The organism is Paenibacillus aceti (genome assembly GCF_003614185.1).
GTDB classification, from domain to species: domain Bacteria; phylum Bacillota; class Bacilli; order Paenibacillales; family Paenibacillaceae; genus Fontibacillus; species Fontibacillus aceti.
Window position 1 is genome coordinate 5,446,135 of sequence record NZ_KZ987724.1, and the last position, 26,055, is coordinate 5,472,189.

Consider the following 26,055-nt stretch of genomic DNA (forward strand, 5'->3'; position numbering starts at 1 on the left):
GAAGCTAGGGGCCGATGTCAAGTGGGATAACGCAAACCAAATCGTAACTATTATCCATAAGGGGAATACGATTGTAATGCCAGTAGGGTCGAAAAAGGTCACTGTGAATGGCAGCGAAATCACTCTCGATACAATGGCGATTAAGAAAGAGGGTCGTGTTGTAGTTCCTCTTCGTTTTGTGAGCGAAACTCTCAATGCCGAAGTTAAGTGGGACGGTGCATGGAGTGCGGTGAATATCGTAAGTCCAGAATACCAAGAAAAGGTTAATGCTGGTTCTGTAACTCTGGATAAGTGGGGTAGAGAGCTTCGTGCGAACCAAAACTCTAAAAAGTGGATTCTTATGAGCGACACTCCAGATAATGTTTATGAAATTAAGAAATATAAGATCTATCATATTGACGGGGAACAGGTAGCTAAAGAGTTTGGACAAGGCTTCCATAAAGACGAATTGGATCGTATTGTGAGGAACGTCAAAGAGTACTACAAGCTAGCTCTTAACATAGATTATAGAACAATAAATTACAGTACTTACTATAATAGTAGTTTCAAGCTACTTGGGCACAATGGGTACATGAATCCTGAACCTTTCCAAGAGTTCGTAAGCTATATTAAGAAGATTAAAGTTATCGTAGAAGGTTATGCATACCCAGATCCGACGACAATCTACTCTTATTATGGTACACCGTTCATTAGAACTAAATTTAAGTTTCGTGTATTAAGCGCTACTGATTATAATCAGTTCAATGCTGACAGCTACAAGCCTGGAGATAAGTCAGAAAAAGTGACATGGGTTAAACCAGGTCAGTGGTATGAAACTTATTCAGACGTGTCCCTATTTAGTAATAGCCAAGATTTCAGAGCTACACTTAAAATAGGATCTACTGCGAATATGTTTACAAAAGGAGCGTATCGGCATAAGGAGTTGAAATAATTGAAACAAAAACTGTTCAATATCTGTATGATATTGGTATTACTAATTACGATGATTCCAACTACAACAAGTGCCGATGGTGCGAGGCGGTGGGGGTAATGACGGTATCGCTGTACAGGATCGCTAGGTCTTACGTTCATAAAGGAACCATATAATCCAAAATATGGAGATATGCATTGCGAAGCTCTCGACACGACAGCGACCACTAGCATACATACAAAGCCGTATGAGAATAAAGAAGTCATGGCCGTATTTGAAGAAGCATGTCGGTAAATTAGCAATAGATTTAAACGTCTAAAAGGAGATGTGATAAATATGTTTAAGAAAACGTTGATGGCAATTATTGTGGGTACTACTGTATTTACCTCTGTTGGTGTGGCGAGTGCAGCGACTTTACCACCTGTACAAAAGCCTTCATTAGCTATTGATCTTATTGTAGACGGAAAAAGAGTTACTCTTCCAGACACTGAGCCATTTATCGACAATGCTGGAAATACGATGGTTCCTATCCGTTTCGTGAGTGAGAAACTGGGAGCCGATGTTAAGTGGGATAATGGAAAACAAATCGTAACTATTATCCACAAAGATAATACAATCGTTATGCCGGTTGGTTCGAAGAATGTTACTGTAAACGGAAATACTACCACTCTTGATGCAATGGCAATCAAGAAAGAAGGTCGGGTGGTAGTTCCTCTTCGGTTTGTGAGTGAGACTCTCAATGCCGAAGTTAAGTGGGACGGTGCATGGAGTGCGGTGAATATCGTAAGTCCAGAGTATCAAAGTAAGATTGATAATGGTGCTGTAACACTAGATCGCTGGGGTCGTGAGCTTAGAGCTAATCAAAACTCTGATGAATGGATTCTTATGAGCGATACTCCTGATAATGTGTATAAGATTGGGAAGTATAAAATTTATCATATGAAAAGTAGTATTAATGCCCCAGAGTTACAAAAAGACTTTATAAAAGAAGATTTAGATCGTATAGTCAAGAATGTTAAAGAGTACTATAAGTTAGCTTTGAATATAGATTATAGATCGTTTAACTTTAGTACATACTATAATACATCATTTAAATTAACAGGACATAATGGTTACGTAGATCCGACTTCTTACCAGAAATTGGCGAATTTTGTCAAGAAAAATAAAGTAATAGTAGAGGGGTATGCATTTCCTGATCCTGATACGATCTACTACTATCATGGTACTGAATTTATCAGAACTAAGTTTAAATTTAGAGTACTGAACTCTAATGATCTTAGCCAGTTTAATATGGATAGTTTTAATCCAACCGAAGCATCAGAGTCTCCTAAATGGATAAAGAAGGGCCAATGGTATGAGACGTATTCTGATGTGTCTTTATTCTCTAACAGTCAAGACCGAAATGGTACGTTAAAAGTAGGGTCTGGTGAAAATATGTTTAGAAAGGGATACTATGTTTACAAGGGGTTGAAGTAATTGTAAATCAATGTTTTCACCTGTCTAATTCTTCTAATAACAACGATGCCCACAGCCTATGGTGCAGGTGCTGGTACCGGAAACGACAGCTTTCAATTAATAAGGTCCGTAGATTCAATCGTATTTTGTGAATTTACGAAGTTCGTGAATGTTATGTTATGAAATCGGCGGAAATAAGGTGAAGTAGTAAATGTATTCTGAGAACGCTCGACTATAAGTAATAAAATTAAGATTGAAAGAAGAATTAGGGCGAATTTGTAGGAGGTAGAACGATGAAATGGCAAGAAGTGAGAGAACTGTTCCCTGACCAATTTGTTCTGGTTTCCATACTTAATTATCATGAAGAAGGCAATAAAAAAATAGTAGATGAAGTTGCTCCGATTCGCTCAATACCCGAAGAAAATGCTACTAAAGAGCTTTTCCAAGCAAAGCCAGGGAATTTAGTATACCATACTTCAAATCAAGACTTCGTGATTCATCTTCGCCGGGATCCATTAATGAGAGTGAGACGTAATAGTAATGAAAATTAACTATGACGGACGGTTAATTACGACATTACATACCGTGATATTCAGAGGACGAGTGAAGCATAACGGATTGGCGGAAGCATTCCTTCCTATGCCTAAATTACGGACAAGATTGAAATTGGTGCATGAAGCATTAAAAATATAGCAATAGATGTAGATTCTGCCTAAGGATCATATAGGGCTACTTGGATTAGATAACGAAATTGAAGAGTATTCAGACAACACACGACCCGACCTAAGATAAAAGCTATCTAAGGTCGGGTCGCGTCATAGATACAGGACGTTATATGACAGGGATACAGGATAAAGACTGTAAACAAATAAAAAGAAATATAGGAACGCTTGTACGCAGATGTAAATAAAGGTAAAATATAACTACAATTGAATCTTGGGTGGGCATGGTTTCCCTTGAAAGGAGGTGAAGCCATGGAAGTTAAGGATGCAATAACGATTATGTTCCTATTTGGATCATTCATTCTTGCTCTTTTAACTTACATTAATAATAACAACAAGAGAAAGTAAAAACCCACCCCAAGGTTACGAGCCAAAGGTGGGTTTTCGTTCTTAACTGACTAAGAAGGGAATACCTATCCAAGCCAATTGTACTGGCCAAGTGTTCGCCGCACTTGGTCTTTATTAACTATATAATAACACATGTAAAAACATGTATCAAAACAATATTGAAAAATGATAAAAAATGATTTATTTAAGTAAATCAAGGAAGGCATCACCATCATATAACACAGTATCTATGCCGCCTTGATCTGCTAAGGAATTTCGAGGAAGCAGACTCAGCAGACAACCCTGCAAGGCTAAGTAGCGAAGCCACCAGTCGCATACGCTCCTTTAAGCCTTTCGTAGATACAATAACGTTATCGATGATGCGAAGAATGTAATAAATGGAGGTATATGCTATGAAGTTATATGAAGAGCTTAAAGCAAGAAAAGAAGCAGGTGAAAAATTAAATCTAGAAGAACTCACCCCAGAACTACTTAAGAAACTGTTTTTTGAAGAAGAACTGTCTGATTACCTTATCTCACAATTATATGATGTAAAAGAATCTAGTATTGCGTATAGAAGAAGGAAGTACGGGATCACAATAAGGAATTCTATACTTGATGAATTACTTCTAGCGAAGACTGATGAAGCAAAGAAAATTAATGAAAAATATAAAAATAATCTAATGGTTAATGATAATTTAACAATGATTTCAAAAGCAATTACGCATTTTGCTTTTAGAAATGGTCCTATTGAAGATATGCATGCGAGCCCGAAAAATCAACTTTCTCAAGATGATATGAAAACGCTTAATAAGTTTATGGTTAATAAAATAGCATATGTTTTTAAGTTGATTATTGAGAATCGATGGATTGAACTTGACTTTCTTATTAGACACACTGATATGATGTATGGTCAAGATTGGGATAATGCTGAACCAGATGATGGTGATAATAGAGAACTCATCCAAATGATGATAAAAAGGCAATGATGCGGGTATATTCAAAGTATCATAGTATAACACAATACCTATGCTGCGGAGGTAAGCCCCTTAATCTGACGAAAAATTTTTAGGGAAAGTAAATTCAGCAGATAACTCTGCAGTCGCTAAGTTCGTCGAATCTGGGCGATGTTCCTTAAGCCAGTGGTGGTTTATGAATAACGGACGTTATACATCATGAAAAGGAAGAGATTTTACTATGGCATATAAAATTGAAGAAAAAATAGTTATAGCAGTAGCATCGAGTGCTTTATTTGATTTAAGTGATTCCGATAAGGTTTTTCAAGAACAAGGTGAAGATAAATATAGAATATATCAAAGGGAAAATGAATCGAAAATATTGGGCCAAGGTGTTGCATTTCCACTAATAAAAAGACTTTTAAATATTAATACGAAAACAACTCAGCCTGTGGAAGTTGTCTTATTGTCGAGAAATGATCCAGATACAGGCTTAAGAGTATTTAAGTCAATTGAACATTACAACTTACCTATAAGTAGAGCGGCGTTTGTTACAGGTAATAATCCGTTTCGTTATATGGAGGCATTTAATGCATCACTATTTCTCTCAGCTAATAATGAGGATATAGAGAAGGCTGTAGCAATGGGGTACCCCGCGGGGTGTGTTTATCCTAGTGAATTTGTAGATAATGAGAATGATCATGAATTGAGATTAGCTTTTGATTTTGATGGAATTGTAGCAGATGATTCAGCAGAAACGATCTTTCAAGAAGGAGAACTTAGGGAATTTCAAATCCATGAAACAGAAAAAGCTAATGAACCTTTGCCGGAAGGTCCATTATTTAGATTCTTTCATGAAATATCTAAATTACAAAAGAAAGTTTCTGAGATTAGAAATAATGATCCGCAATATAAAATGAAAATAAGAGTTGCAATAGCAACTGCCAGAAATGCACCAGCACATGAAAGAGTAATAACAACATTAAGAAAATTTGATATACGTGTTGATGAGGCATTTTTTTTAGGCGGTATTGATAAGGGGAGGGTATTAAGTATATTTCAGCCCCATATTTTCTTTGACGATCAAAAAAGTCACATTGAACGCGTTGCTAAAATCGCACCGTCTGTGCATGTTCCGTTCGGAATAACTAATCTAAAAGTTGAACAATAAAGCTTATAATTACTTATAACACCTAATTCACAACAAGGGAGTACCTCTGAATCGGAGCTAAGATAAGATTTATCCAAAGATCAGAATATTCCCTAAATAACCCTAAAGTGAGGGATCATTATCAAAATGATAATAAACAATACCACCAGTTTACCTATAGAGAAGAAAGTAGACCAGCTCTATGCTTGTATCCATAAGATGATCGGTGAGAATGATTTTGAGATAGATGCCTTCACGTGTGATGCCTTAGACAATGAAGCTCTGAATTTTACTACAAAAGGTATTTATCATTTATACGGTTTCTTAGAAGCTGGCAATGAACAGCTACCATGGTCTATTATTCTAAAAGTAATCAAGCCAGATAGTGAAGAAAAGGATGATATCCAACATCACAATTATTGGCGTCGGGAGGCGCTTTTGTTTGAATATAACCTTCTTGATGATCTTTCTGAATATATCATAGCTCCCAATATTTATCTTGTTGAGGAACAGGATGATGGAACTATCTGGTTGTGGATGGAGCGGGTAAATGGTCGTTTTCCTCATTCAAGGGAGCAATTCAATTCTATTGCACATCGACTTGGTATGTTTAACGCAGAGTACCTTACTGCTGCCAAAGCCCTACCAGATGAGATATGGATCTGCAGAAATTGGCTTAAATCGTGGACAATCTCAAGTCGAATGTATGCGCCTAATCCAGAGTCGTACATATATAAGTTACAAGATGAAGAGACAAAGTATATTTGGGATTGGTTCAAGAATCTGAGTGAAAACACAAATGAAATGTTGGATTCTCTTAGCCAATTGCCACGTGTGTTAGCACATCAAGACCTAGGACAAAAAAATATGATTTTAACTTCAGATGATCAATTGGTGTTCATTGATTGGCAATTCTTGAGTATCTCAGGTATTGGAGAAGATCTGGGTAAAATGTTTGGCGTAAATATGAGCCTGGGCATCATTCCTACAGATCAATATGAAACTTATCGAGAATCTTTGTTCTACTCCTATATTAAAGGAATGAGGGAATTGGGGTGGAAAGGAGATGAAGGGTTAGCTAGATACGGTTATTGTATAAGTACCGCTTTACGAAGTGTCTGGGAAGTTCCTCAGCTCTGCTCTTTAGCTGCCGAGCTTGAAAGTAACCCAACGAATGCTAAACTGCAAGAAAGGGTATATCAGCTAAAACAAATAATCAATATTCATAAAGCAATGGATTACGAAGCAGAATCATTAAAGAGGACTTCACTATAGTTTGCACAGCATTTCTCATCCTAAATTCACAAACCGAGGTGATCACTTATGGAAAATGCCAAAATCATATCCATCAATATAGGTAAACCGATACAGGTGCAGTACAACAATAGAGAAGTCTCCACAGGTATATTCAAGAAGTCCATCGATGAGCCGGTGTTCTTGACTTCACTCAATTTTGAGGGGGACGGGCAGGCGGATCTTGTCCACCACGGGGGCAGAGATAAGGCGGTCTGTGTGTACCCCTATGAACATTATCCCTATTGGGAACAGGAATTGGGGAGGGCGTTGAAATACAGCGCCTTCGGTGAGAATTTAACGACCCAAGGTTTGCTGGAGACGGAGGTTTGTATCGGCGATATTTTTCAGCTGGGAGAAGCGGTCGTGCAGGTGAGTCAGCCCAGGCAGCCATGCTTTAAATTGTCTGTAAGATATGGGGCGCCCGACATGCCGATGAAGGTGCAGGAAACTGGCTATACTGGCTTTTATTTTCGCGTGCTTCAGGAAGGGCTTGTATCAAAGTCGGATAATCTGATTAGGACCAGCCGTCATCCGAAGGGGATTTCGGTTTCCTATGCTAACCAGATCATGCACCGGGATAAGAATGATAGAGAAGGAATTAAGAAGATCCTTGAAGTGGAGGAGCTCTCGGCAAGCTGGAGAAAAACTTTTGTGAAGCGTCTGGAAGGAAACGTGACGGATACGAAGGAAAGACTAACAGGGGATAAGAGGGAGTAGTGTGCCACTAAGGGACCACTCCTAAGCTTAGCGTTATAAAATGAGTTATATTAAGGTAAGAATGAGTAAGGAGCCGTGCGGTAACACGACTCCAGTGTACAATAACTGCATAAAGAGCAAGTCGGCCACATAAGATGGGTCGGAAATAGACCGTTATCCTAGTGAAGTGCTCCCTGTCAAGTAGACAGTGTAAAAAACAAAATAGTTAGTTTGCATTCCTCAGCTCGGTTAAACCGAGCTGAGTTTTTTTCATTATGCAGCACGTCGGTATTCGTTAGGTGACAAGCCATCCAAACACTCTGTATAGCGATAGTTGTTGTAATAATGAATATATTCCTTAACGTCTTTGAGGACGTCTTCATAGGTATCGTGCTTTGTAAGATAATAGCTTTCTGATTTGTAAGTGCCCCAGAATCGTTCAATAGGTTGGTTGTCCAAGCATCGGCTTACACGAGACATGCTTTTCATAAATCCGTATTTTATATGGAGCCAATTATACTCATGTGAGGTATATTGGAAGCCTCTATCGCTATGAAGAAGTGGAGTGACCCCCGAATTCTTACAGTAGGCTTTCTTCACCGTATCCATGACGAGTTTATTGTTGTTGGAGGGGCTTAACACCCATGAGACGATAGAGTTATCGTATACATCGAGAATAGCACTCAGATAGGCTTTACGACCGTTCCCGTACTTCAATTCTGTAACGTCGGTACACCACTTCATATTAGGAGCATCTGCTTGAAATTCACGGTTCATTACATTTTCCGCTACATGAATTTCTGAAGCTTTCACATAGTTGGGTCGTTTCCTGCGAATGACTGCTTTCAATCCAAGAGCACACATGATTCGATAGTAACGCTTTTTGTTGTAATTTTTCTTGAGTTTTCGGTTTAATTGGGTGCGGATTTGACGGTATCCGAGTGCTCCTTTTCTCTTGTCATAGCGCAGCTTTACTTCCTTAGCGAGTGAAATCATTTCAAGTTCTCTGGTGGATGGCTTCCATTTCAGCCATTTATAATAGGCAGACCTAGCGACTCCAGCTAGCTTACACAGCTTTGTGATGGCGTAGCCTTTCTCCGAGTGCAGTTCTTGGATGGCTTGATACAAGTCTACATGTCGAACTAAGGTTAACGTGTATTTCGTCGCCGGATCTCTGCCAACTTTTTTGCAAGGGCGTTCTCCATTTCCAGGTACTCATTTCGCGCCTCTAGTTCTTTGATCCGAAGCTTGAGCCGTTCATGATCATTTAGCTCTTCTACAGGCTTATTACGTCCCCGATGATCATGAAGCGCATCCTCACCGCCAGATTGATATTTACGAACCCATGCATACACCTGTTGATAAGAAACTTTGTATTTCTCAATCGACTTCTGATAATCGAAATCATTAGCGATCGTATATTGAGCAATTTCAATACGTTCTTGGAGAGTGGTTTTACGTCCTTTATTCATATGAGATAGTCCTTTTCCTTTACGAGTAGGTTTCATTTCTTCCCCACTAGTATACTTGGAAATCCATCTCGTCAAAACACTTTTACTCGAAATATGATATTTCTTCGTCGCCTCCCGTATGGAATGATTACCGGATAGGACATCCATGATTGCAGTAAGCCTCAGATCCTTTGAATAGGCTTTCCACCCTCTAGACTTCTTTAATCCCTCAAAACCATCTGCTTTATATTTTCTAACCCATTCTGTGACGGTGTGCCTATCTACCCCAAGCCGTTTCGCTTCATGAGTTGGGTTAGTTTCATTCTGAAGACAACGTTCTACGACATGTAACTTGATCTCAAAAGAAATTGGACTCTTTTTGGACATTAGAAAAACTCCCATCATTATAGAAGTAGAAGTTTTTGTTTTTTTCTACTGTCTACTATGATGGGAGCATATCAGGATGATAGGGGGCTTTTTTATGTTTTTGCCAAGGTATGAGGGGAGATGTGGGCAGCCGTTTATGATAGAATGAGTATGCAAATGATAACCATTCTCAGCATAAGGCGATAAGGTGGTACATGATGATCGATTCAAAATATAGTGTTACGGATTTTCACCCCAGCGCTGTAAGACTGTGGGATGTAGATTTCTTCCACCGAACGGTATTGAATATGGAGCAGCAGCTGGCGATCCAGAATGTGCTAATCATCATCTTAAAGGGGGAGCTGGATCTTGATCTGAAGGAGCGGACGATCCGTATCAGTGAAGGAGATATTCGATTATGCCCTAGTGGCAGCACATTTGGAGTGAGAAGCAAGGGATCGCATGGAGTGACAGCGGCTCTGTTTCATTTCAGTCTGTATCAAGCTGATACCTCGCGCAAGGACAGGCTGATCGAGATGGAGGATGTAGCGGCTGATATGTTTTGGACAGCTGGCGCGACGACGTGTCCGGCGGAGAACCTGCAGGCGATTTGCCGCAAGGTATATAGGCATTTCCATCATAGTCTTCCGCATAAGCAGTGGCGGGCCCAGCTTGATTTCCAGGAGCTGCTCTATGAGCTGCTGACAGAGAGCGGGGGCGGGGACAGGAATGACAAGGTTCAAGCCATCGAACGGGCTAAAGCTTATATCGAAGACAATTACAGCGAGGAACTGACGGTGAATCGGTTGGCGGATGTAGCGGATTTTAGTCCGAAATATTTTGCCGACTTGTTCAAGAAGACGTATGGATACAGTGCGATGGAATACGTCACGCGGGTACGGATGAATAAGGCGAAGCAGTTGATGCTGGGGTCCGATGTTCTGCTGAAGGAGGTGGCCCATTTGGTCGGCTATAAGGATGAATTCTATTTCAGCAGGAAATTCAAGAAGGAGGTAGGCTTATCGCCTTCTAGCTATGTGAAGGAACGAGGCAGCAAGATTGCGCTGTATGGTTCTACCTCGCTGCTGGGCTATTTAACTCCGCTGCAGATCATTCCTTACGCTGCCCCGTTGCATCCCAAATGGTCGGCGGAGCTGTATCATACGATAGGGCCGGAAATTCCTATTCACTTGGATGCTTATCGCCAGAATCATAATAAGGAGGCGAATCTGACCAAGCTGGAAGCGGCCCAGCCGGAGCGGATTATCTGTCCCCGCGGTTTGGAGCCATGGGAGAAGCAGAGACTGGAGCAAATAGCTCCGGTAGATGAGCTGTCACTGGAAGAGGACTGGAGGGGGGAGCTAACTGCCCTGGCCGGATTACTCGGCAGGAGAACGGAGGCTGAGCAGTGGCTGCATGCGTTCGAGCAGAAAATAAGCCGGCTCCGCCAGCGGATTGCCGAGCATACTGCGCTTCCCACACTGGTAACCGTCCGTGTCTTTCGCAATCAATTTACCTTATACAATAGCCCGGCCGTGCAAGAGGTGCTGTACAATCTGCTTGGCTGCTCAGTGCCGTCCTCCTTACCGGCAGAGCCCTTTGTTTCTCTAGCTATAGAGCAGCTTGGGCTGATCGAAGCGGGGCATATCTTCGTGCTGGTGCGTCAGGATACGGAGACGCTGGCCTATTGGCGGGAGCTCTCGTCATCGGCAGCCTGGATGTCCCTGCCGGCGGTAAGAGAGGGGAGAACCCATCTGATCACTTCCTATCCCTGGCGTGAATACTCCCCAGCATCGATCGAGCATATGGCTGAAGCGGCTGCACAATTACTAACTGAGAAAAATCCATGATAAATCGGAAGATTGTCCATGGCGAATTTGCCGATCCTCCTATACTATCAATAATGATAATCATTATCAATTATGTAGGATCGTCGAAGGGAGAAGTTAGAGAGAAATGAAAAGAATCAAGTTGTTATTAGGGGTAATTCTGTCATTAACCGTAATCCTGTCGGCCTGCGGTAAAGACAACTCGGCGTCAGAGCCAGCAGCATCGCAAAATACAAATCAAACCGCCGCCGAGCAGTCTGCGGAAACGGCAGAACCGGCAGCGTCAACGGATACAAGAGTCATCAAGTATTTGGATCAGGAGTATACTCTTCCTGCGAAGACGGAGCGGATCGTTATTACCGGTGCCGTGGAAGCGATGGAGGACTCCATCGTGCTCGATGTGAATCCGATCGGAGCTATTTCATTCTCGGGCAAGTTCCCGCAACTCTTCGAGTCGATTACTAAGGATGCCAAGTCGATCGGTGAGAAGACAGAGCCGAATTTCGAGACAATTCTATCGCTGAAGCCGGATGTTATTCTCGGCTCGACCAAGTTCAAGCCTGAAGTGCTGGAGAAGCTGGAGAAAATCGCACCGACGATTCCATATTCCCACGTATCTACGAATTGGGAAGCTAACCTGAAGCTGCTCGGCCAGCTCAGCGGCAAAGAAGCCCAAGCGGATGAAGAAATCGCTAAGTATAAGGCAGATCTCGATGCAGCCAAGACACAAATCGGGGATAGCTTGAAGGATAAGAAAGTTGTAGCAGTACGGATTCGCGGCGGCGAAGTGTATGTTTATCCGGCAGCGGTCTTCTTCAATCCGGTACTTTATGAAGATCTTGGCATAGCTGTTCCAGCTGAGGTAGAAGCTGCCAAGGCTCAGGAATTGGTCTCCAAAGAGAAATTTGCCGAAATGAACCCGGATTACCTGTTCATCCAATTCTCGCCGGATGAGAATAAGGATACGCCACAAGCGCTGGACGACTTCCAACAGGATCCGATTATTAAAAGTCTGAATGCGTTTAAGAACGACAAAGTATTCGTGAACGTGGTAGATCCGCTGGCGCAAGGCGGAACCGCATATAGCAAGATCGAGTTCCTGAAAGCAGCAATAGCCAATCTTACCAAGTAAAAATACAACAGTTCAGTATAAGGCGTGTTGACGATGCGATTAAAACGTACGCTGCCGGTGGTCATTCTCGGAATGGCCCCGGCAGCCATTGTATTATTGATCCTTGCTTCCATTCTATATGGCGCCAAGAGCATTACAGCAGCAGAGGTATGGAATTCCATTACGGCCTTTGATCCGGATAATGTAGATCATCAGATCATTATCACTTCTAGGCTCCCACGAGTTATCGGAGCACTACTGATCGGGGCTTTTCTGGCCGTGTCCGGCGCTTTGATGCAGGGGATGACTCGGAATTACCTCGCTTCGCCATCGATCATGGGGGTGTCGGATGGCTCCGTGTTTGCGGTTACCCTCTGCATGGTATTTTTGCCGAATGCCAGCCCCAATTTATATATTACCAGTTCGTTGATTGGTTCTGCCTTGGGAACGGCCATCGTGTTCGGGCTAGCCTGGCTTATTCCTAATGGGCTAAGTCCCGTCAAGCTGGCCATTCTCGGTTCGATCATCGGCACCTTTCTTAGCGGAACGGCTCATGCGATGTCGACTTATTTCCAGGTCTCGCAGAATATCAGCTTCTGGTATAACGCCAGATTACATCAGATGGACCCCGAACTGATCCGGCTCAGCATCCCGTTCGCACTCGTCGGCTTGACGCTGGCTTTGCTAATTTCCAAGTATATCTCGGCCCTGTCTTTGGGAGAAGAGGTGGCGCAGGGACTGGGCATCCGCACCTGGATCATCAAGGCTCTGGCTATACTGGCGACCGTTTTGCTGACCGGTATCTCGGTTGCGCTGGCTGGGAAGATCGCCTTCGTTGGCCTGATTATCCCCCATATTGCCCGCTTTCTTTCGGGTGTCGATTACCGCTGGATCATTCCGGTCTCCGGGGTGCTAGGCGGACTTTTCCTGGCGGCATGTGATATTGCAGCCCGTTTCATTAACTATCCGTTTGAAACTCCGGTAGGAGTGGTCACCTCGCTGATCGGCGTACCGTTCTTCCTGTATTTGATCAAGACTAGGGGAGGTGCGCAGCGTGAATAACATATCTTCGCGGAAATTCTGGGCTGTCATTGTCACCGGGATTCTGCTGGCCATTGCCGCCGCTTATCTTAGCTTGACCAACGGCACATTTGACATGTCGGTGTTAGAGGTGATCAAGACACTGTTTAGAATTGATCCACAGCAGGATCATACTCTGGTCGTGTTCGAATTCAGGCTGCCGCGGATTGTGCTGGGGGCGCTCGTCGGCTTCGCGCTTGGGATCGCAGGCGCGATTATCCAAGGGGTTACGCGAAATGGTCTCGCCGACCCGGGCATATTGGGCATTAATGCTGGGGCAGGTCTGGCTGTCGTGCTGTTCATGTTCCTGTTTCAAGGAGTCATGAACTTAACGGGTTGGCTGGGCGTCATGCTGATGCCGCTATTTGGCATCGTTGGCGGACTGCTGGCCACGTCTCTGATATACATATTCGCCAGAGAGAAGGGCCGACTCGATCCGCAGCGGTTGATTCTGGTCGGTATCGCGATTGCCTCCGGCTTCGGCGCGCTTACGATGTATATTTCGCTCAAGATGAATCCGAAGGATTACGAGATGGCCGTGGTGTGGCTTGCCGGAAGTCTACATAGCGCGAATTGGAAATTCGTCGTCACCATGCTGCCGTGGCTGCTGCTTCTGCCGGTGATCTGTCTCCGGTCACGTAAGCTTGATCTGTTCCAGCTTAGTGAAGATAGTCAGACCAGCGTAGGGCTGAATGTCGAACGGGAGAAGAGTATATTTCTGCTCTGCAGCATCGGTTTGGTCAGCGCAAGTGTCGCTGTCTCCGGCAGCATCGCTTTTATCGGTCTGATCGCGCCGCATTTGGCCAGGCAGCTGGTCGGTCTGCGGCATATACGCATCATTCCGGTCAGCGGCCTGGTGGGCATGATTATGGTGCTGATCGGCGATTTTATCGGTAAAACGATATTTGCTCCGGCTGAATTGTCGGTCGGCATCGTCGTGTCTATCATCGGCGTGCCGTATTTCGTATATTTACTGCTCCGCACTAGGGGATAAGAGGGTACAGGAGGGAATATGAACCGATATCAACAGCTTAATCTAGGAGACTGGAAGCTGATTCTCCATTTACCGCCATCCTATGAGGAATCCGGTCGCCATTATCCGGTAGCCTATGTTCAGGATGGGGGAGAGCTTTTTAGTGTATGTCTTACTTATCTGGATCATTTGTATATAAGCGGGCAATTGGAAGAGGTTATCCTGGTAGGTATTGAGCCGCACTCACGGAATGACGAATATACGCCCTGGCCTGCTGCGGCATTGGTCGATCATTTCCCTGCCTTTGGCGGTCAGGGACGGGCCTATGTGAATGCAGTCGCCGATGTGATCAAGCCTTATATTGACGAGCATTATCGCACGAGAAGACAGGCGGAGGACACGGCGATGATCGGCGGTTCGCTGGGCGGACTTATCTCGTGCTTCGCTGGCTGCTGGCGGCCTGAAGTGTTCGGCAGAATCGGCATGCTATCCGCTTCTTTCTGGTATGATGGGGTGCTGGATTATATCCGTGAACATGCCGGCTTCGGAGAGAAGCAGCGTATGTATATGTCTGTCGGAGATAAGGAAGGAATCTATAAAAAAACGCGGCAGCGTCATATGGTGGAGTACACCAAGGAGGTTCATCGTTTGTGGCTTGAGAAAGGGCTGACGGCGGATCGGCTGAAGCTGGATGTAGAGCCGGAAGGCACGCATGATGATCTGTTCATGATGAAGCAATTTCCGCAGGGATTGAAGTGGCTCTTCGGCGCTAAGCAGGAGCGGGTTCAGCCTGCGCAGATTTCTGAGGAAATGATGCATATTCCCGGTACTCGCATCTGGCATATGAAGGCGAGCAAGACCGGGCGAGAATACCGTATCTTCATCGCCGAACCAATGGCCCCTCCGCCTGAGAGCGGCTATCCGGTTCTCTACACACTGGATGCCAATGCCAGCTTCGGATCGCTTGCAGAAGCGGCCAGATTGCAGACGAGAGGGCCCCGCGGTATGACTCCGTTCGTGATCATCGGCATCGGCTATAATTCTGACGATCCGCTCGTGACAAGCGAGCGCTTCTACGATTACACGGTCTATGCGGATGAGAGTGAGCTGCCCCAAAGACCCGGTGGGTCTGATTGGCCGTTGACCGGCGGTGCTGAGGCCTTTCTTGATTTTATAGAGCATGAGCTTAAGCCAGGGGTAGAGAAGCAATTTCCTATTGATCGATCGAGACAGTCTCTATTCGGTCATTCATTGGGCGGCTTTCTGACCCTATATACTCTGTTCACGCGGCCGTCTATGTTCCGGCGTTATTTTGCTGCCAGTCCGTCTATTTGGTGGAAGAATCAGGTATTGCTTCAGCTATGGGAGGAAGGGAAGCAGCAGATTGCTCTCCACGAGATGGATGCAGAGCTTTATCTGAACGTAGGCAGCCTTGAAAAGCCGGATATGGTCAGCGCTTCCCAGAAGCTGTATCAAATGCTGAAGGCGAGCCCTTATGGTCCGAAGAGCCTGACGCTCCATGAGGTTCCTGGCGAGGGGCATGTCTCGCTCCTGCCTTCTTTAATCAGCCCGATGCTTCGTTGCGTGATCCGCTGATCCGCTGAAATGAAGATTGAAATATCCGCTCGGATTCAAAAAGGGAGCGCTCTTTGCCATTGTGGTGGACGAAGGGCGCTCTTTTTTATCTGGATGTATCTTGATTGGTATAGTGGACTCGTGCTCAGGAGCAGGAGGGCTCGTCCAGCATGGACGAATATTCGGGATAGAGGCGGCGGATGCATTCCGGACATATGTCATGGGTAAACTCGACGTGGGTGTGCTTCTCCAGGAAGCTCTCAATCGAGCTCCAGATGTTATGTTCATCGCGGATCTTCTTGCATACGGCACATATCGGCAGAAGGCCATGCAGGGTGCAGATTTGCGCCAGCGTCTTCAGATGATTAAGCTCAAGCATCTTGTTCCTCGTAATATCGGCAATACAGATAAGCGCCCCCTTCACCGTTTGCCCATCCATCTTATAAATGGTGGAAGCCTCGATGGTATACCATTTCATTTCGAGTCGCCGTGAATACTGGAACTCTCTGCGAAGGTAGGGCTGGCTTCCCGTTAATACGAGATCCAGTTCCTCCCCGGACAAGCCTTCAGCTTCGGCCAGAGCGTAATAGACCGGCAGGAGATTGACCCCGGTCCATACGAAGGAGGAGGGAATGCCTTTGTCCAGCGAATGCTGATGCCATGCGCGATTAACCAGCAAAATGAAGCCCTCACGATTGATGACAGCGACACCCTGTTTGAATGAGTTGATGATTTCAACCAAATTATTATCTGAATTAGGCAAATAAGTTCGCTCCCTCGAATTGAGATGGAACTGCTTGTAATTAAAAGGTCAGGGTGGGTGTATTGGGAATTATAGCCAATATTTAGGCGAGTGTTCATGAGGAGTCCATAGTAAAAAGCATGGAATTAATGGTACAATTACCAGTATGCTATAATTGCTGTTGCATAAAGAAAAGTATATACGTTTTTGCGTTACATCGCAAGGGAAAGTTACTGAAATGCGTCTTAATGAATTTTTGGAAGGCGGTTTTATATGCAATCCATTTACGATCGAATTGAATCGTTAATCAAAATGCGAGGAATGACCAAGAAATCATTCTGCGAGGAAGTCAGCATTAGTACAGGAAACTTGGGAGATTGGAAAAGAGGAAAATCGACACCGAGTACGAATAAACTAGTTGAAATTGCCTCTTTCTTCGATGTTAGCCTCGATTGGCTTATATTAGGCAAGGAGCAGCAGGATATATACCTGAAGGAAAATATGGAGTCCTACTCATGGGATGAGCTAAGAGAGAATGTGTCATTGTCGGAAAAAGAAAAGGAATTTATTATGGAGTACATTAACTTTACACGATACCGGAGACAGCAGTCTTGCGATAAATAAACGTACTAAGCTTTTCTGATGCGCTGAGGCAAGAAATGCAGGCCTGTAAATCCATGAGGATTGACGGGCTTGCCAGCATCCATTAGCGATAAACCAAGCATATTTCAAAAAGAACGTTTACTTTTCGAAATATTCGGTGTATAATAAAAGAGTTGCTGAAAAAGTTAATAATATGCGGTAGTGGTGGAATGGCAGACACGCTATCTTGAGGGGGTAGTGGGCGTACGCCCGTGGAGGTTCGAGTCCTCTCTACCGCATTAATGATAAAAGATTCTTACTTAAAAGTAAGAATCTTTTATTGCTTTTTGGGGTATGATGAACTGTATGACACTCGTTCGTTGTAGGTTGATGAAAACGCTTGAATTTATTATTTTTCTGAACTTTGCTGATCGGGCAGGCCTTGACAATTGGATTCAAGTTGACATGTAGTGAAAAATTATTTAATATGACTTAGGTACAAAAGTGAGAGTTCCAAAAGTCAAGCTTTGTTTGTAAAGATGATTTTTTGAACTTCCGCTTGAACAGCTTTTCTAATTTAATAAAACGGGTGATGACGATGTCTTACAGACCAAGTATTCAGAATGTGTCCATAGCCGGAAGCAACGAGAAGGAAGGATTGTACGAATTTGCCGTGAAATTGGCCGATGGAACGCAGTGCAGAGTATTTTATCACCGTTTTCCAGAATGGCGCCTGACCAACATTAACCGACTGCAAAAGACGCCATGTCCGGTATGCCGTAAGGACTACATTTGCAATTGCATGGAGGGCTTTGCGGAAGAATTCCATAGCCAGCTTGTAGGCGATCAATGGATCGAGAAGCTGCTAGCGGAATAAGCTGCGCGGGATGAAGAATACGGGGGAGAGCTACTCCTTCGTATTCTTTTTTTATTTCTCTGAGCGGGGGATACTATGCAAGTTCTCCTATGTTCCCTGCTCCTCCGGGCACGAACCTGCATAAATGCAGGTTTTATCGCCTCCCAGCCCCTATTCTTAAGGAATTCCTGCAAATGTGCAGGCTTTTCCTCCATTTTACGTGGAAACAGTCCAGCATGATGGAAATACCTGCATTCTAGCAGGAATTTAACGTTGCGGGTCGGATTATTGGTGAAATTCCTGCATAAATGCAGGCTTTCGTATTTACCGGCTCGGCCCCCTAGATCTGGAGTCTAGCCCAACAAAAAGGCTTTGCTCGCAGGCCGCCAGCTGTAATGAAACTAGGTAACGCTATTTGTGCCCAAAATCGGCATTTGGGATTCTAACGAAACTGAGGATTGCTATTGGAGTGAATTAGGCACCTAGAGGGGGGATTTCGCCGGAATAACGATATGGAGTAGCGTTAAAATTTTTTTATCGCTGTTTTTGAGTAAATAACGCTCTCTAGTTTCGTTAAAGATCCAACAGTTTGAGCCATCCCTTTACCTGTTCCCGCTCCTTTTTGTACTAGTATGAAAGAAGGATTATAATTAAGCTAATGAGAGTAGCGGGGAGGGGTCCTTGATGCCAAAAGCAAGAATGAGTGATGATGCAGTCGTGTTGTTCGATGGCGTATGTGTTCTATGCCAGGGGGCTGTGAAATTCATCATTAAGCGTGACCCTCACGGCTGCTGTAAGTTCGCAGCGATGCAATCCGAACTGGGCCAGCAATTGCTGCGTCAGAATGGAGCAACAGGGATTGATGGCGTGCAGATGGATACCATGTTCCTATTGGAAAATGGCGTCCTATACAATCGTTCTTCCGCCGCGCTTAGAATTGTCAGGAGACTTCGCTTTCCTTGGCCGCTATTGTATGTGTTTATTTTTGTTCCCCGGGTAGTTAGAGATGCGATGTACCGCTGGATCGCCAAGAACAGGTACCGTTGGTTCGGCAAGGCTGAGGCTTGTATGCTGCCCTCCAAGGAAATCCGTGGGCGCTTTTTGGATTTATAGAAATTGAAATTGGGACTTGTCCGAACCATTAATCTATGATATCCTGACTGTAAATATTAGGAACTTGAGAACGGTAGCACCGTCCATATGACCGAGAGATCGGTATGTGGGCGGTGTTTTTTTGTTTTCGGGTAGGGAGGTAGGTGAAGAATTGAACCCCGTTAGACTGGTTCTGGCCGTGCAGGACGAATTGTATATGGAGCCTTTTTTACAATATGTCCACGGTTCAGAGTTTGAGCGGCGGCTTATTATTACAGGCTTCAGCCAGCAGGATGCTTTCGTGAAGTATATGAAGGATTCGGGTGAACTGGTAGATGTTTTGCTGGCTGAACCGGGATTTCTGGATCATTTAGAGGCTACGAAGTCGGGACGTTTGACAGCTATTACTCTATGTGAGCGGGAGGAGTCTGTCTCGGGATTAAGTCTCCCTAAATATCAGCCCTTGCATCAATTGCTGTCCGCCGTGTGGAGCATAGCTCAAGGAGATCTCGGCAAGAAGGAGGGTTCGGAAGGTAAAGCGGATGTGATCGGTGTCCATTCAGTGGTTGGTGGGCTGGGCAAGACGACAGTGGCTTTGAATATCGCGAGGCAATTGGCTGTCGAGGGGGCTAAGGTATTTTATTTAAATCTGGAGACTGTTAGTAACAAGCTTCTCTTTGAAGGACAGAATGCCTATGAAGGGCAGCCGGGGGGATTAGCACGTCTGCTCTATGATTTGAAGGCTGCGGCGGAAGAACAACAGCTCCCGAAGTTGCCTATCTCTGCTTATGCCAGCAGACATCCGCTGCTTCAGGGGGATACCTTTGCTCCGTTGGATAATTTGAATGAAATGCTTGAATTGCAGCGTCAGGAGGCGGTAGATCTAATTGAATTCATCGCCGCAAGCGGCCTTTATGATGCCGTTATTGTCGATTCGGATTCGTACCCGAACGGCAGGGCTGAAGCGGTGCTGGAGCGCGCAGATAAGCTGGTCTGGCTCGTTGCGGATGACGAGAATGTCATGCGTAAGACAGGGCTGTGGTTTCACCATTTAGAGCATTCTCACCCGGCATTATATAGCGACATCATGAAAAAATCTTTACTGACGGTAAACCGATACGTGGGCGAAATGACGACCTCCTTGCCAGTGAGTGGGATGATGATTGAAGTGATGCTCTCCTACATATCCGCTTGGAAGAACGGAATCAGGCAGGCTTCAGCGCTCTATTCTCCGCTCTATCAGCGTGACGTACAGCAGCTCTGCCGTCGACTCTATAGGGATACTGGAGTCCTTCAAGGAGGGAACGGAGCAAGATGACAGAGGAGAAGTTCGCTCAGATCCGGGCAGAGATTCGCTCCGGTCTTGATGTTACTTCGACGCTTCAGGATGAGCAATTAATGGACTATATCGAGCAGCATGTGCTCCGGGATAATCGGCTGTCCAATCTTACCGCATCGGACAAGCGAAAATGGGTTCGCCGGCTATATGACTCGTTTCGGGGTCTGGATGTACTGCAGCCGTTGGTGGAAGACCGTACAGTATCTGAGATTATGATCAACAGCCATGAAGAGATCTTTGCCGAGCAAAATGGTAAGGTGCGCAAGCTTGCGCTCCGCTTCGAATCACAGGAAAGATTGGAGGATATTATCCAGAGTATCGTTTCCGGGGTAAATCGGGTCGTGAATGAATCGTCTCCGATTGTGGATGCCAGATTGAAGGACGGTTCCCGGGTCAACATCGTACTGCCGCCGATTGCACTGAAAGGGCCGACTATGACGATTCGTAAATTTCCCGAGCGTCCGCTCACCATGCAGCAGCTGATCGAGAAGGAGTCACTCAGCGAGGAGGCGGCCCGCCTCCTGCAGACTTTGGTTCGCAGCAAATACAATATTTTCATTAGCGGGGGTACAGGCTCGGGGAAGACGACCTTCTTGAATGCTCTGTCACGATTTATTCCCACGGATGAACGGGTAATTACGATTGAGGATTCAGCAGAGCTGCAGATCGTGACGCTGCCGAACTTGGTATCACTGGAGACTCGCAACGCGAACACGGAGGGCAAGGGAGAGATTACGATTCGCGATTTGATCCGTTCTTCTCTGCGGATGCGGCCTGACCGGATTATCGTGGGTGAGGTCAGAGGCAGGGAGGCGCTGGATATGCTGCATGCTATAATTAACAAATAGGACACGGAGTGATAAAATGTATAACGTTAGATTAAATTCCATTGAACAATTAGTTTTCTTTATGGATACTAAGGGAATGGTTTCAATTGAGTATGGTGAAGAAATCGAAACAGGTTTAATAGAATTAGTTACTGAAGAGCTGATTAAAGTGAATGGGATTTATTTTTTTTGGGAATACTGCAATATTTATTTTTCATTGACCTCATCCTGTAAATCAGAAAGGTAGGAAATCCATTGAAAGTTACGTTTTACGCAAGAGTAAGTAGTGATAGCGAGGAACAAAAAAAATCTATACAGTCTCAAATATCGTATTTTAATGATTATATAGAAAGAAATGGATATGAACGTGTTGAAGAGGGAATATTTTATAGGAAGGACGGGACATGTGAACTTACTGAAGGGTACTATGTAGATGAAGGCTATTCTGGAGCTAAGTCATATAGACATAGAAAAGCCTTTCAAGAAATGATGAAGGATGCTAAACAAAGAAAATTTGAAATGCTCTTTGTTAAAGATATAAAGAGATTTGGTCGAAATGTTCGTGAAACATTAGAATGTATTGCAGAACTAAAGAAAAATAATATTGGTGTATATTTTGATGATATTCAGGCTAATACACTAAAAAAAGATGATGAATTTAAAATAAATATGTTCGCTGCACTGGCTGAACAAGAATCTACTTCTAAGAGTTCAAGTGTTCATTTTGGAAAAATGCAAGGATTTAAGAAAGGAAAGTGGGGAGGGAAAAAACCCTACGGCTATAATATCAAAGAAGGAAAATTAGTAATTAAAGATGAGGAAGCAAAAATAGTTAAAATAATTTTTGATTTATACATAAATCAGGGAATGGGCTTAAGGAGCATTGCAATGAAGTTAAATGAACAGGGGATTCCAACCCAGTCAGGTAAAAATGTTTGGGATCAAAGTTTAATTTCAAAGTTATTATCAAACAAAGTTTATACGGGTGAGATTAGAAATCATAGAACTAGAAAAACTGATATTAATTTAAATATTATTGAAAAGGTTCCTCCTGAAAAACAAATTATTGTTCAAGATGAATCAATTAGAATAATCGATGATGAGTTATTTAATCGTGTACAAATAGAGAAAGATAAAAGACTCAAGATGCACGGGAATTTTAATTTGAAGAAAACATTAGTTATTCATGAAGACGGATCGGAAGAATTCGTTTCGAAGAATACATTAAAACGATCGGATACTAGGTATTCTAACAAACATATATTTTCAAATTTATTAAAATGTGGAAATTGTGGTGGGAGTTTGAGAAGAAAGGTTCAGAATAACCCTACTAAGACTTATATACTTTGGTTTTGTAGGAATAATGATCAATTTGGAAAATATAAATGCTCGGAGAGAAATTTACAACATGAACAAGAACTACTAGAGAATATTCAAGAAGAAATAAGGGCATATAAAGATTTAAATATTATTTGGGAGCGTTATTTTAGCTATTATTTGTATCTAAAATACGAGACAACGGAATCAGATGAATCAATTTCAGAATTGAATGAGGGATTAAAAAAGTTAGAGAATAGGAGACAACAAATTCTTGATTTATATCTTGAAGGGAAGATAGAAAAAGAACATTACGAAGTAGTATATGAACAAGTAAATAATGATATTTCAGATATAAAAGAAAAAATCAATAGGCAAGTATATAAAGAAAAAATGATTTCTGAAGATGTATTACGCTTTAAACATTTTATTGAAAAAATCAATAGTGTTGATGTAGATAATTTATCTAATACAACCTTACGTGAAATTTTTGAATGTATAGTAATTAATACAAAAGATGGATTTAGGGATTACTCCTTGAAATGGAAGTTTATGGGCACTTCGTTTGATGAATTAGATTTGGCACTCAAAGAGAATATTAGATTCAGAAAAAAAAGAATAGGAATCCAAAACAATGGAACTGTTGAAGAGGAACTAAGTGAAGAAGAGGTAGAAGCTATGATGAGTGAAATAGAATTATATGCTGAACCTTATTTAATCTAGAGGTTTTCGGGTTGTAAACTGATGTATATAATTGAGCGTTTTGCAGTAATCTGAGGCCTTGAGCCGTAAGGATTTTCGGACATAAAAAAGGGACTTCACCCCAACTTGGAGAAGTTTTCAAGTGACCAAACCCAAAAACCTCAAGGATGGAGGAAGTCACTTTGTATATTCTCCAAGAATGTCTGTTTTCCTTCGAAGAACTTTTAAAAATTCAACCCAAGGAGAGATTGCCGATCTTCTTCAGTTCTCTCGATCTGAGACCGTATGCCAAGGAACTGAGAAGCCGTTCACCCCGAGGCGCTGAGGGATACTGCAGACAAGGTATTCTACGAGCACTCTTGGCTGCGCCGCTTGAAGGAATAAGTACCTTTTCAGGGTTGCATAAGCGTTTGGATACGGATCTCCGGTTTCGTTATCAGTGTGGTCTTCCGCTGGATCGAGAAGCTCCTTCCATATCCACATTAAGCCGAGTTTTCTCAGAACTGACGAGAAAGGACTTGGCAAAACGGCTTTTTGAGGATTTGGTCACACGCTGTCAGCAGGAAGGTATCATAGAAGGCAGTAACGTCGCCATAGACAGCGCCGCTCTCCGCGCTTACGAGAAAAAGCAGCCCAAACGCAAAAGCGAGCAAACGGGTAATGCGAACTGGGGCGCAAAAATTGATTCCTTCGGCAATAAAATCACATGGTTTGGTTACAAAATTCATCTGGCGGTCGATACGAAAAGTGAATTGCCGATCGCCTTGGAAGTAACGCCGGCGCATGTCAATGATGGAGAAATGGCGCCGGGCCTGATCGAGAAAACAGCGTCCAGGACGAGCACACGATTTTTCATACTCGATGCGGGCTACGACCAAATGAAAGTTTATGAGGCCGCCCGCAACGTCAAGGCACAAGCCATCATTCCCCTTAATCTGCGGGGGGAGAAGGAACCGCCTGCTGGCATGACCTCGAACGGAACACCGTGCTGTTCCATGGGTTATGCGATGACATACTGGGGAGTTGACGGCGATATGCATAAATTTCGCTGCCCGCATGCCACGGGTAAAGTCGACTGTCCGCTTGGCATGGCTGCCTGCTCGTCTTCAAACTATGGAATGGTCGTCAAAGTAAATGCGAAGGATGATCTCCGGCGATACAGCATCCCTCATCGGGATACAAAGCGTTGGAAGGAACTTTACAATGAACGAACCAGCGTAGAACGCTGCAACTCCCGATTGAAAACCTATTTGACGGCAGACGCCGCACATGTCCGGGGCATTCAGAAAGTCACAACTCACCAGTATTTGAATGCCATTGTTCTGCTTGCATCTGCGCTCGCCGTTTCTCATCATTCAAAACGGGCTGCCGCTTAAAAAACGAGCTGTTCTAAAATTCTGCAAGTCTGCCCTTTTCTTCACCCATATAATACCATTTTCGAAAATTACCCCTTAACGACAGTGAATATGCTATCGCTTCTTCTCTGAAACGGAATTATGCAAAACACTCAATTAAGAAATAAAGAATCAATTTCATAATATCTTTAACTGCTTCAATTAAGAGTTATGAAATTGATTCAAATACTAATCGACATTAGATGCTATATTAATAACACATACATTGGTCGTATGTAACTAATATTATTATTATGTTTTATTAGTATTTTCTAATGTCTAAATTGACAGAGGAGAGATGCGATATTGATTGATGTAAGTGTTGATACTCTATGCCTAGTAAGTAAATTAAACAGTTCACAGATAAGTGAAGTCTATAATCATATTGACTTTACTCAATGGAACGGTAACAAAGTATGGAAACATTGTATTTACAACAAAGAAGAAGGATACTATATTTATTTCATTCCAAGAGGTGGCAATGGAAAGTGGCTAGGGAAACATTATAATATTATGATTTTGCTACAAAAAGAAGCGTTGCTTAATAAGCCAGCAATAATAGAATATTTAATTAGAGCTTCCGAATGGACAATCAAGCGTTTAGATATAGCCTTTGATTATTATGAATCTATTGATAGAAGCTTCTTATTGCGGTCGGGGAAATCTAAATTCAAACCTTATAAGGGTACGAGTAATTATTATTATTACGGAGATCGTAATAGTAAAAAAATATGTCATTACGATAAAAAAAATCAACTATTAGAACGAAAAAATATAGTGATAGATGAAGATGTACTAACAAGATTTGAAGTAAGATTAAGACCTAAACTAAAAGATAGGCATCTTATTAATGGTGATTTTGGTTGGGTTCAAAATGAGCTTTCAACGATAAAATTTGTTGCTAACTCAGGTGTGATTACTAAACATCTAAAAACAAAAGAAGATAAACAATATTTTAGGAACATTAAAAGACGACAAAAACAAGATTGGACGAGTATACCTCGCTCAAATAAAACACGAATACGAAAGGTGATAGATGAACATGCTATTGACCTACATGAAGAATGTAAAAAACATGGAGTATTTGATCAGCTCAAATTCTAAAGAAAATAAATAACGTCCCGATTCAATTTAACTGATTGAAATGGGACGTTATTTATTTTCTATTTCATATTAAACTGGGTACAAGTGAATCAAAAGGTTATTATATTTATTATCTGATTGTTTATACAAAAATGATAATATATAGAAAACAAAAGAAGTATCTATTATAATATAGGAAAAAAGAACCAAAATTGAAAGAGGGG

General features: G+C 43.0%; 24 protein-coding genes, 1 tRNA gene and 1 pseudogene. 23 read left to right on the forward strand and 3 right to left on the reverse strand.

Going from position 1 to position 26,055, the window contains the following annotated elements:
- The 8 genes from BFJ94_RS24405 to BFJ94_RS24440 form a co-directional block, all read left to right on the forward strand.
- Positions 1-931: stalk domain-containing protein (locus tag BFJ94_RS24405; RefSeq protein WP_240431929.1), on the forward strand; the 931-nt coding region annotated here is incomplete at its 5' end.
- A gap of 315 nt (positions 932-1,246) precedes the next feature.
- Positions 1,247-2,386, forward strand: a complete 1,140-nt coding sequence (locus tag BFJ94_RS24410; protein WP_120464936.1) for a copper amine oxidase N-terminal domain-containing protein — start codon at positions 1,247-1,249, stop codon at positions 2,384-2,386.
- A gap of 272 nt (positions 2,387-2,658) precedes the next feature.
- Entirely contained in the window at positions 2,659-2,916 is a 258-nt protein-coding gene (locus tag BFJ94_RS24415; RefSeq protein ID WP_120464937.1) for a hypothetical protein, read from the forward strand.
- 423 nt (positions 2,917-3,339) lie between these two features.
- A complete protein-coding gene (comI, locus tag BFJ94_RS26005) occupies positions 3,340-3,435 on the forward strand; it encodes a competence inhibitor ComI (protein ID WP_229717244.1) in 96 nt (31 codons plus the stop codon).
- Between the two features lie 392 nt (positions 3,436-3,827).
- Complete coding sequence (locus BFJ94_RS24425) at positions 3,828-4,403, forward strand: hypothetical protein (protein ID WP_120464938.1); 576 nt, start codon at positions 3,828-3,830, stop codon at positions 4,401-4,403.
- Between the two features lie 208 nt (positions 4,404-4,611).
- A complete protein-coding gene (locus BFJ94_RS24430) occupies positions 4,612-5,541 on the forward strand; it encodes a 5'-nucleotidase (protein WP_120464939.1) in 930 nt (309 codons plus the stop codon).
- A gap of 126 nt (positions 5,542-5,667) precedes the next feature.
- Positions 5,668-6,795, forward strand: a complete 1,128-nt coding sequence (locus BFJ94_RS24435) for a phosphotransferase (protein ID WP_120464940.1) — start codon at positions 5,668-5,670, stop codon at positions 6,793-6,795.
- A 48-nt stretch (positions 6,796-6,843) separates the two neighbouring features.
- A complete protein-coding gene (locus BFJ94_RS24440; RefSeq protein ID WP_120464941.1) occupies positions 6,844-7,533 on the forward strand; it encodes an MOSC domain-containing protein in 690 nt (229 codons plus the stop codon).
- A 252-nt stretch (positions 7,534-7,785) separates the two neighbouring features.
- On the opposite strand, the gene BFJ94_RS24445 is transcribed toward BFJ94_RS24440, so the two are convergent.
- Both BFJ94_RS24445 and BFJ94_RS24450 read right to left on the reverse strand, forming a co-directional pair.
- Positions 7,786-8,640 carry an IS3 family transposase gene (locus BFJ94_RS24445; RefSeq protein ID WP_120462979.1) on the reverse strand — a complete coding sequence of 285 codons (855 nt, stop codon included), beginning with the start codon at positions 8,638-8,640 and terminating at the stop codon, positions 7,786-7,788.
- Between the two features lie 20 nt (positions 8,641-8,660).
- Complete coding sequence (locus tag BFJ94_RS24450) at positions 8,661-9,350, reverse strand: helix-turn-helix domain-containing protein (protein ID WP_162944263.1); 690 nt, start codon at positions 9,348-9,350, stop codon at positions 8,661-8,663.
- A gap of 194 nt (positions 9,351-9,544) precedes the next feature.
- Here BFJ94_RS24450 and BFJ94_RS24455 point away from each other — a divergent pair, with 194 nt between their 5' ends.
- The 5 genes from BFJ94_RS24455 (at position 9,545) to BFJ94_RS24475 (ending at position 15,918) form a co-directional block, all read left to right on the forward strand.
- On the forward strand, positions 9,545-11,179 hold the full coding sequence (locus tag BFJ94_RS24455; protein WP_120464942.1) for an AraC family transcriptional regulator: 1,635 nt from the start codon (positions 9,545-9,547) through the stop codon (positions 11,177-11,179).
- A gap of 106 nt (positions 11,180-11,285) precedes the next feature.
- Positions 11,286-12,290 (forward strand): ABC transporter substrate-binding protein, encoded by a 1,005-nt coding sequence (locus BFJ94_RS24460; RefSeq protein ID WP_120464943.1) that lies wholly within the window; start codon positions 11,286-11,288, stop codon positions 12,288-12,290.
- A 33-nt stretch (positions 12,291-12,323) separates the two neighbouring features.
- The gene (locus tag BFJ94_RS24465; RefSeq protein WP_120464944.1) at positions 12,324-13,331 is read left to right on the forward strand and encodes a FecCD family ABC transporter permease; all 1,008 of its coding nucleotides are present in this window, start codon (positions 12,324-12,326) and stop codon (positions 13,329-13,331) included.
- A 1-nt stretch (position 13,332) separates the two neighbouring features.
- Entirely contained in the window at positions 13,333-14,343 is a 1,011-nt protein-coding gene (locus BFJ94_RS24470) for a FecCD family ABC transporter permease (protein ID WP_229717238.1), read from the forward strand.
- A gap of 18 nt (positions 14,344-14,361) precedes the next feature.
- Positions 14,362-15,918 (forward strand): alpha/beta hydrolase, encoded by a 1,557-nt coding sequence (locus BFJ94_RS24475; RefSeq protein WP_120464946.1) that lies wholly within the window; start codon positions 14,362-14,364, stop codon positions 15,916-15,918.
- 124 nt (positions 15,919-16,042) lie between these two features.
- Here BFJ94_RS24475 and BFJ94_RS24480 read toward each other — a convergent pair whose 3' ends face one another.
- Positions 16,043-16,660, reverse strand: a complete 618-nt coding sequence (locus tag BFJ94_RS24480) for a nitrogen regulation protein NR(II) (RefSeq protein ID WP_120464947.1) — start codon at positions 16,658-16,660, stop codon at positions 16,043-16,045.
- 252 nt (positions 16,661-16,912) lie between these two features.
- Between BFJ94_RS24480 and BFJ94_RS24485 the strand changes: the two genes are divergently transcribed.
- The 10 genes and pseudogenes from BFJ94_RS24485 (at position 16,913) to BFJ94_RS24530 (ending at position 25,852) form a co-directional block, all read left to right on the forward strand.
- Positions 16,913-17,263 (forward strand): helix-turn-helix domain-containing protein, encoded by a 351-nt coding sequence (locus BFJ94_RS24485; RefSeq protein ID WP_120464948.1) that lies wholly within the window; start codon positions 16,913-16,915, stop codon positions 17,261-17,263.
- A 174-nt stretch (positions 17,264-17,437) separates the two neighbouring features.
- Positions 17,438-17,520 (forward strand) — tRNA-Leu (locus BFJ94_RS24490).
- Between the two features lie 299 nt (positions 17,521-17,819).
- A complete protein-coding gene (locus BFJ94_RS24495) occupies positions 17,820-18,098 on the forward strand; it encodes a hypothetical protein (RefSeq protein ID WP_120464949.1) in 279 nt (92 codons plus the stop codon).
- Positions 18,099-18,761: 663 nt separating this feature from the next.
- Positions 18,762-19,190 (forward strand): thiol-disulfide oxidoreductase DCC family protein, encoded by a 429-nt coding sequence (locus BFJ94_RS24500; RefSeq protein WP_120464950.1) that lies wholly within the window; start codon positions 18,762-18,764, stop codon positions 19,188-19,190.
- Between the two features lie 151 nt (positions 19,191-19,341).
- Positions 19,342-20,487 carry a P-loop NTPase family protein gene (locus BFJ94_RS24505; protein WP_229717237.1) on the forward strand — a complete coding sequence of 382 codons (1,146 nt, stop codon included), beginning with the start codon at positions 19,342-19,344 and terminating at the stop codon, positions 20,485-20,487.
- Positions 20,484-21,344: pseudogene (locus BFJ94_RS24510) on the forward strand (TadA family conjugal transfer-associated ATPase); the annotation flags it as partial. The gene BFJ94_RS24505 and the pseudogene BFJ94_RS24510, both read left to right, overlap by 4 nt.
- Before the next feature lie 28 nt (positions 21,345-21,372).
- On the forward strand, positions 21,373-21,582 hold the full coding sequence (locus tag BFJ94_RS24515; protein WP_120464953.1) for a hypothetical protein: 210 nt from the start codon (positions 21,373-21,375) through the stop codon (positions 21,580-21,582).
- Positions 21,583-21,590: 8 nt separating this feature from the next.
- Complete coding sequence (locus tag BFJ94_RS24520) at positions 21,591-23,375, forward strand: recombinase family protein (protein ID WP_120464954.1); 1,785 nt, start codon at positions 21,591-21,593, stop codon at positions 23,373-23,375.
- A 161-nt stretch (positions 23,376-23,536) separates the two neighbouring features.
- Positions 23,537-24,730 (forward strand): transposase, encoded by a 1,194-nt coding sequence (locus tag BFJ94_RS24525; protein ID WP_016311143.1) that lies wholly within the window; start codon positions 23,537-23,539, stop codon positions 24,728-24,730.
- A 324-nt stretch (positions 24,731-25,054) separates the two neighbouring features.
- Positions 25,055-25,852, forward strand: coding sequence for a hypothetical protein (locus BFJ94_RS24530; RefSeq protein ID WP_120464955.1), 798 nt, complete (start codon positions 25,055-25,057; stop codon positions 25,850-25,852).
- The last annotated feature ends 203 nt before the right edge of the window (positions 25,853-26,055 follow it).

Bases quoted from the DNA above. Each gene is read 5' to 3' on its own strand.
- BFJ94_RS24410 (WP_120464936.1), top strand. From the start codon at position 1,247: ATGTTTAAGAAAACGTTGATGGCAATTATTGTGGGTACTACTGTATTT.
- BFJ94_RS24415 (WP_120464937.1), top strand. From the start codon at position 2,659: ATGAAATGGCAAGAAGTGAGAGAACTGTTCCCTGACCAATTTGTTCTG.
- comI (WP_229717244.1), top strand. From the start codon at position 3,340: ATGGAAGTTAAGGATGCAATAACGATTATGTTCCTATTTGGATCATTC.
- BFJ94_RS24425 (WP_120464938.1), top strand. From the start codon at position 3,828: ATGAAGTTATATGAAGAGCTTAAAGCAAGAAAAGAAGCAGGTGAAAAA.
- BFJ94_RS24430 (WP_120464939.1), top strand. From the start codon at position 4,612: ATGGCATATAAAATTGAAGAAAAAATAGTTATAGCAGTAGCATCGAGT.
- BFJ94_RS24435 (WP_120464940.1), top strand. From the start codon at position 5,668: ATGATAATAAACAATACCACCAGTTTACCTATAGAGAAGAAAGTAGAC.
- BFJ94_RS24440 (WP_120464941.1), top strand. From the start codon at position 6,844: ATGGAAAATGCCAAAATCATATCCATCAATATAGGTAAACCGATACAG.
- BFJ94_RS24450 (WP_162944263.1), bottom strand. From the start codon at position 9,350: ATGTCCAAAAAGAGTCCAATTTCTTTTGAGATCAAGTTACATGTCGTA.
- BFJ94_RS24455 (WP_120464942.1), top strand. From the start codon at position 9,545: ATGATGATCGATTCAAAATATAGTGTTACGGATTTTCACCCCAGCGCT.
- BFJ94_RS24460 (WP_120464943.1), top strand. From the start codon at position 11,286: ATGAAAAGAATCAAGTTGTTATTAGGGGTAATTCTGTCATTAACCGTA.
- BFJ94_RS24465 (WP_120464944.1), top strand. From the start codon at position 12,324: ATGCGATTAAAACGTACGCTGCCGGTGGTCATTCTCGGAATGGCCCCG.
- BFJ94_RS24475 (WP_120464946.1), top strand. From the start codon at position 14,362: ATGAACCGATATCAACAGCTTAATCTAGGAGACTGGAAGCTGATTCTC.
- BFJ94_RS24485 (WP_120464948.1), top strand. From the start codon at position 16,913: ATGCAATCCATTTACGATCGAATTGAATCGTTAATCAAAATGCGAGGA.
- BFJ94_RS24495 (WP_120464949.1), top strand. From the start codon at position 17,820: ATGTCTTACAGACCAAGTATTCAGAATGTGTCCATAGCCGGAAGCAAC.
- BFJ94_RS24500 (WP_120464950.1), top strand. From the start codon at position 18,762: ATGCCAAAAGCAAGAATGAGTGATGATGCAGTCGTGTTGTTCGATGGC.
- BFJ94_RS24515 (WP_120464953.1), top strand. From the start codon at position 21,373: ATGTATAACGTTAGATTAAATTCCATTGAACAATTAGTTTTCTTTATG.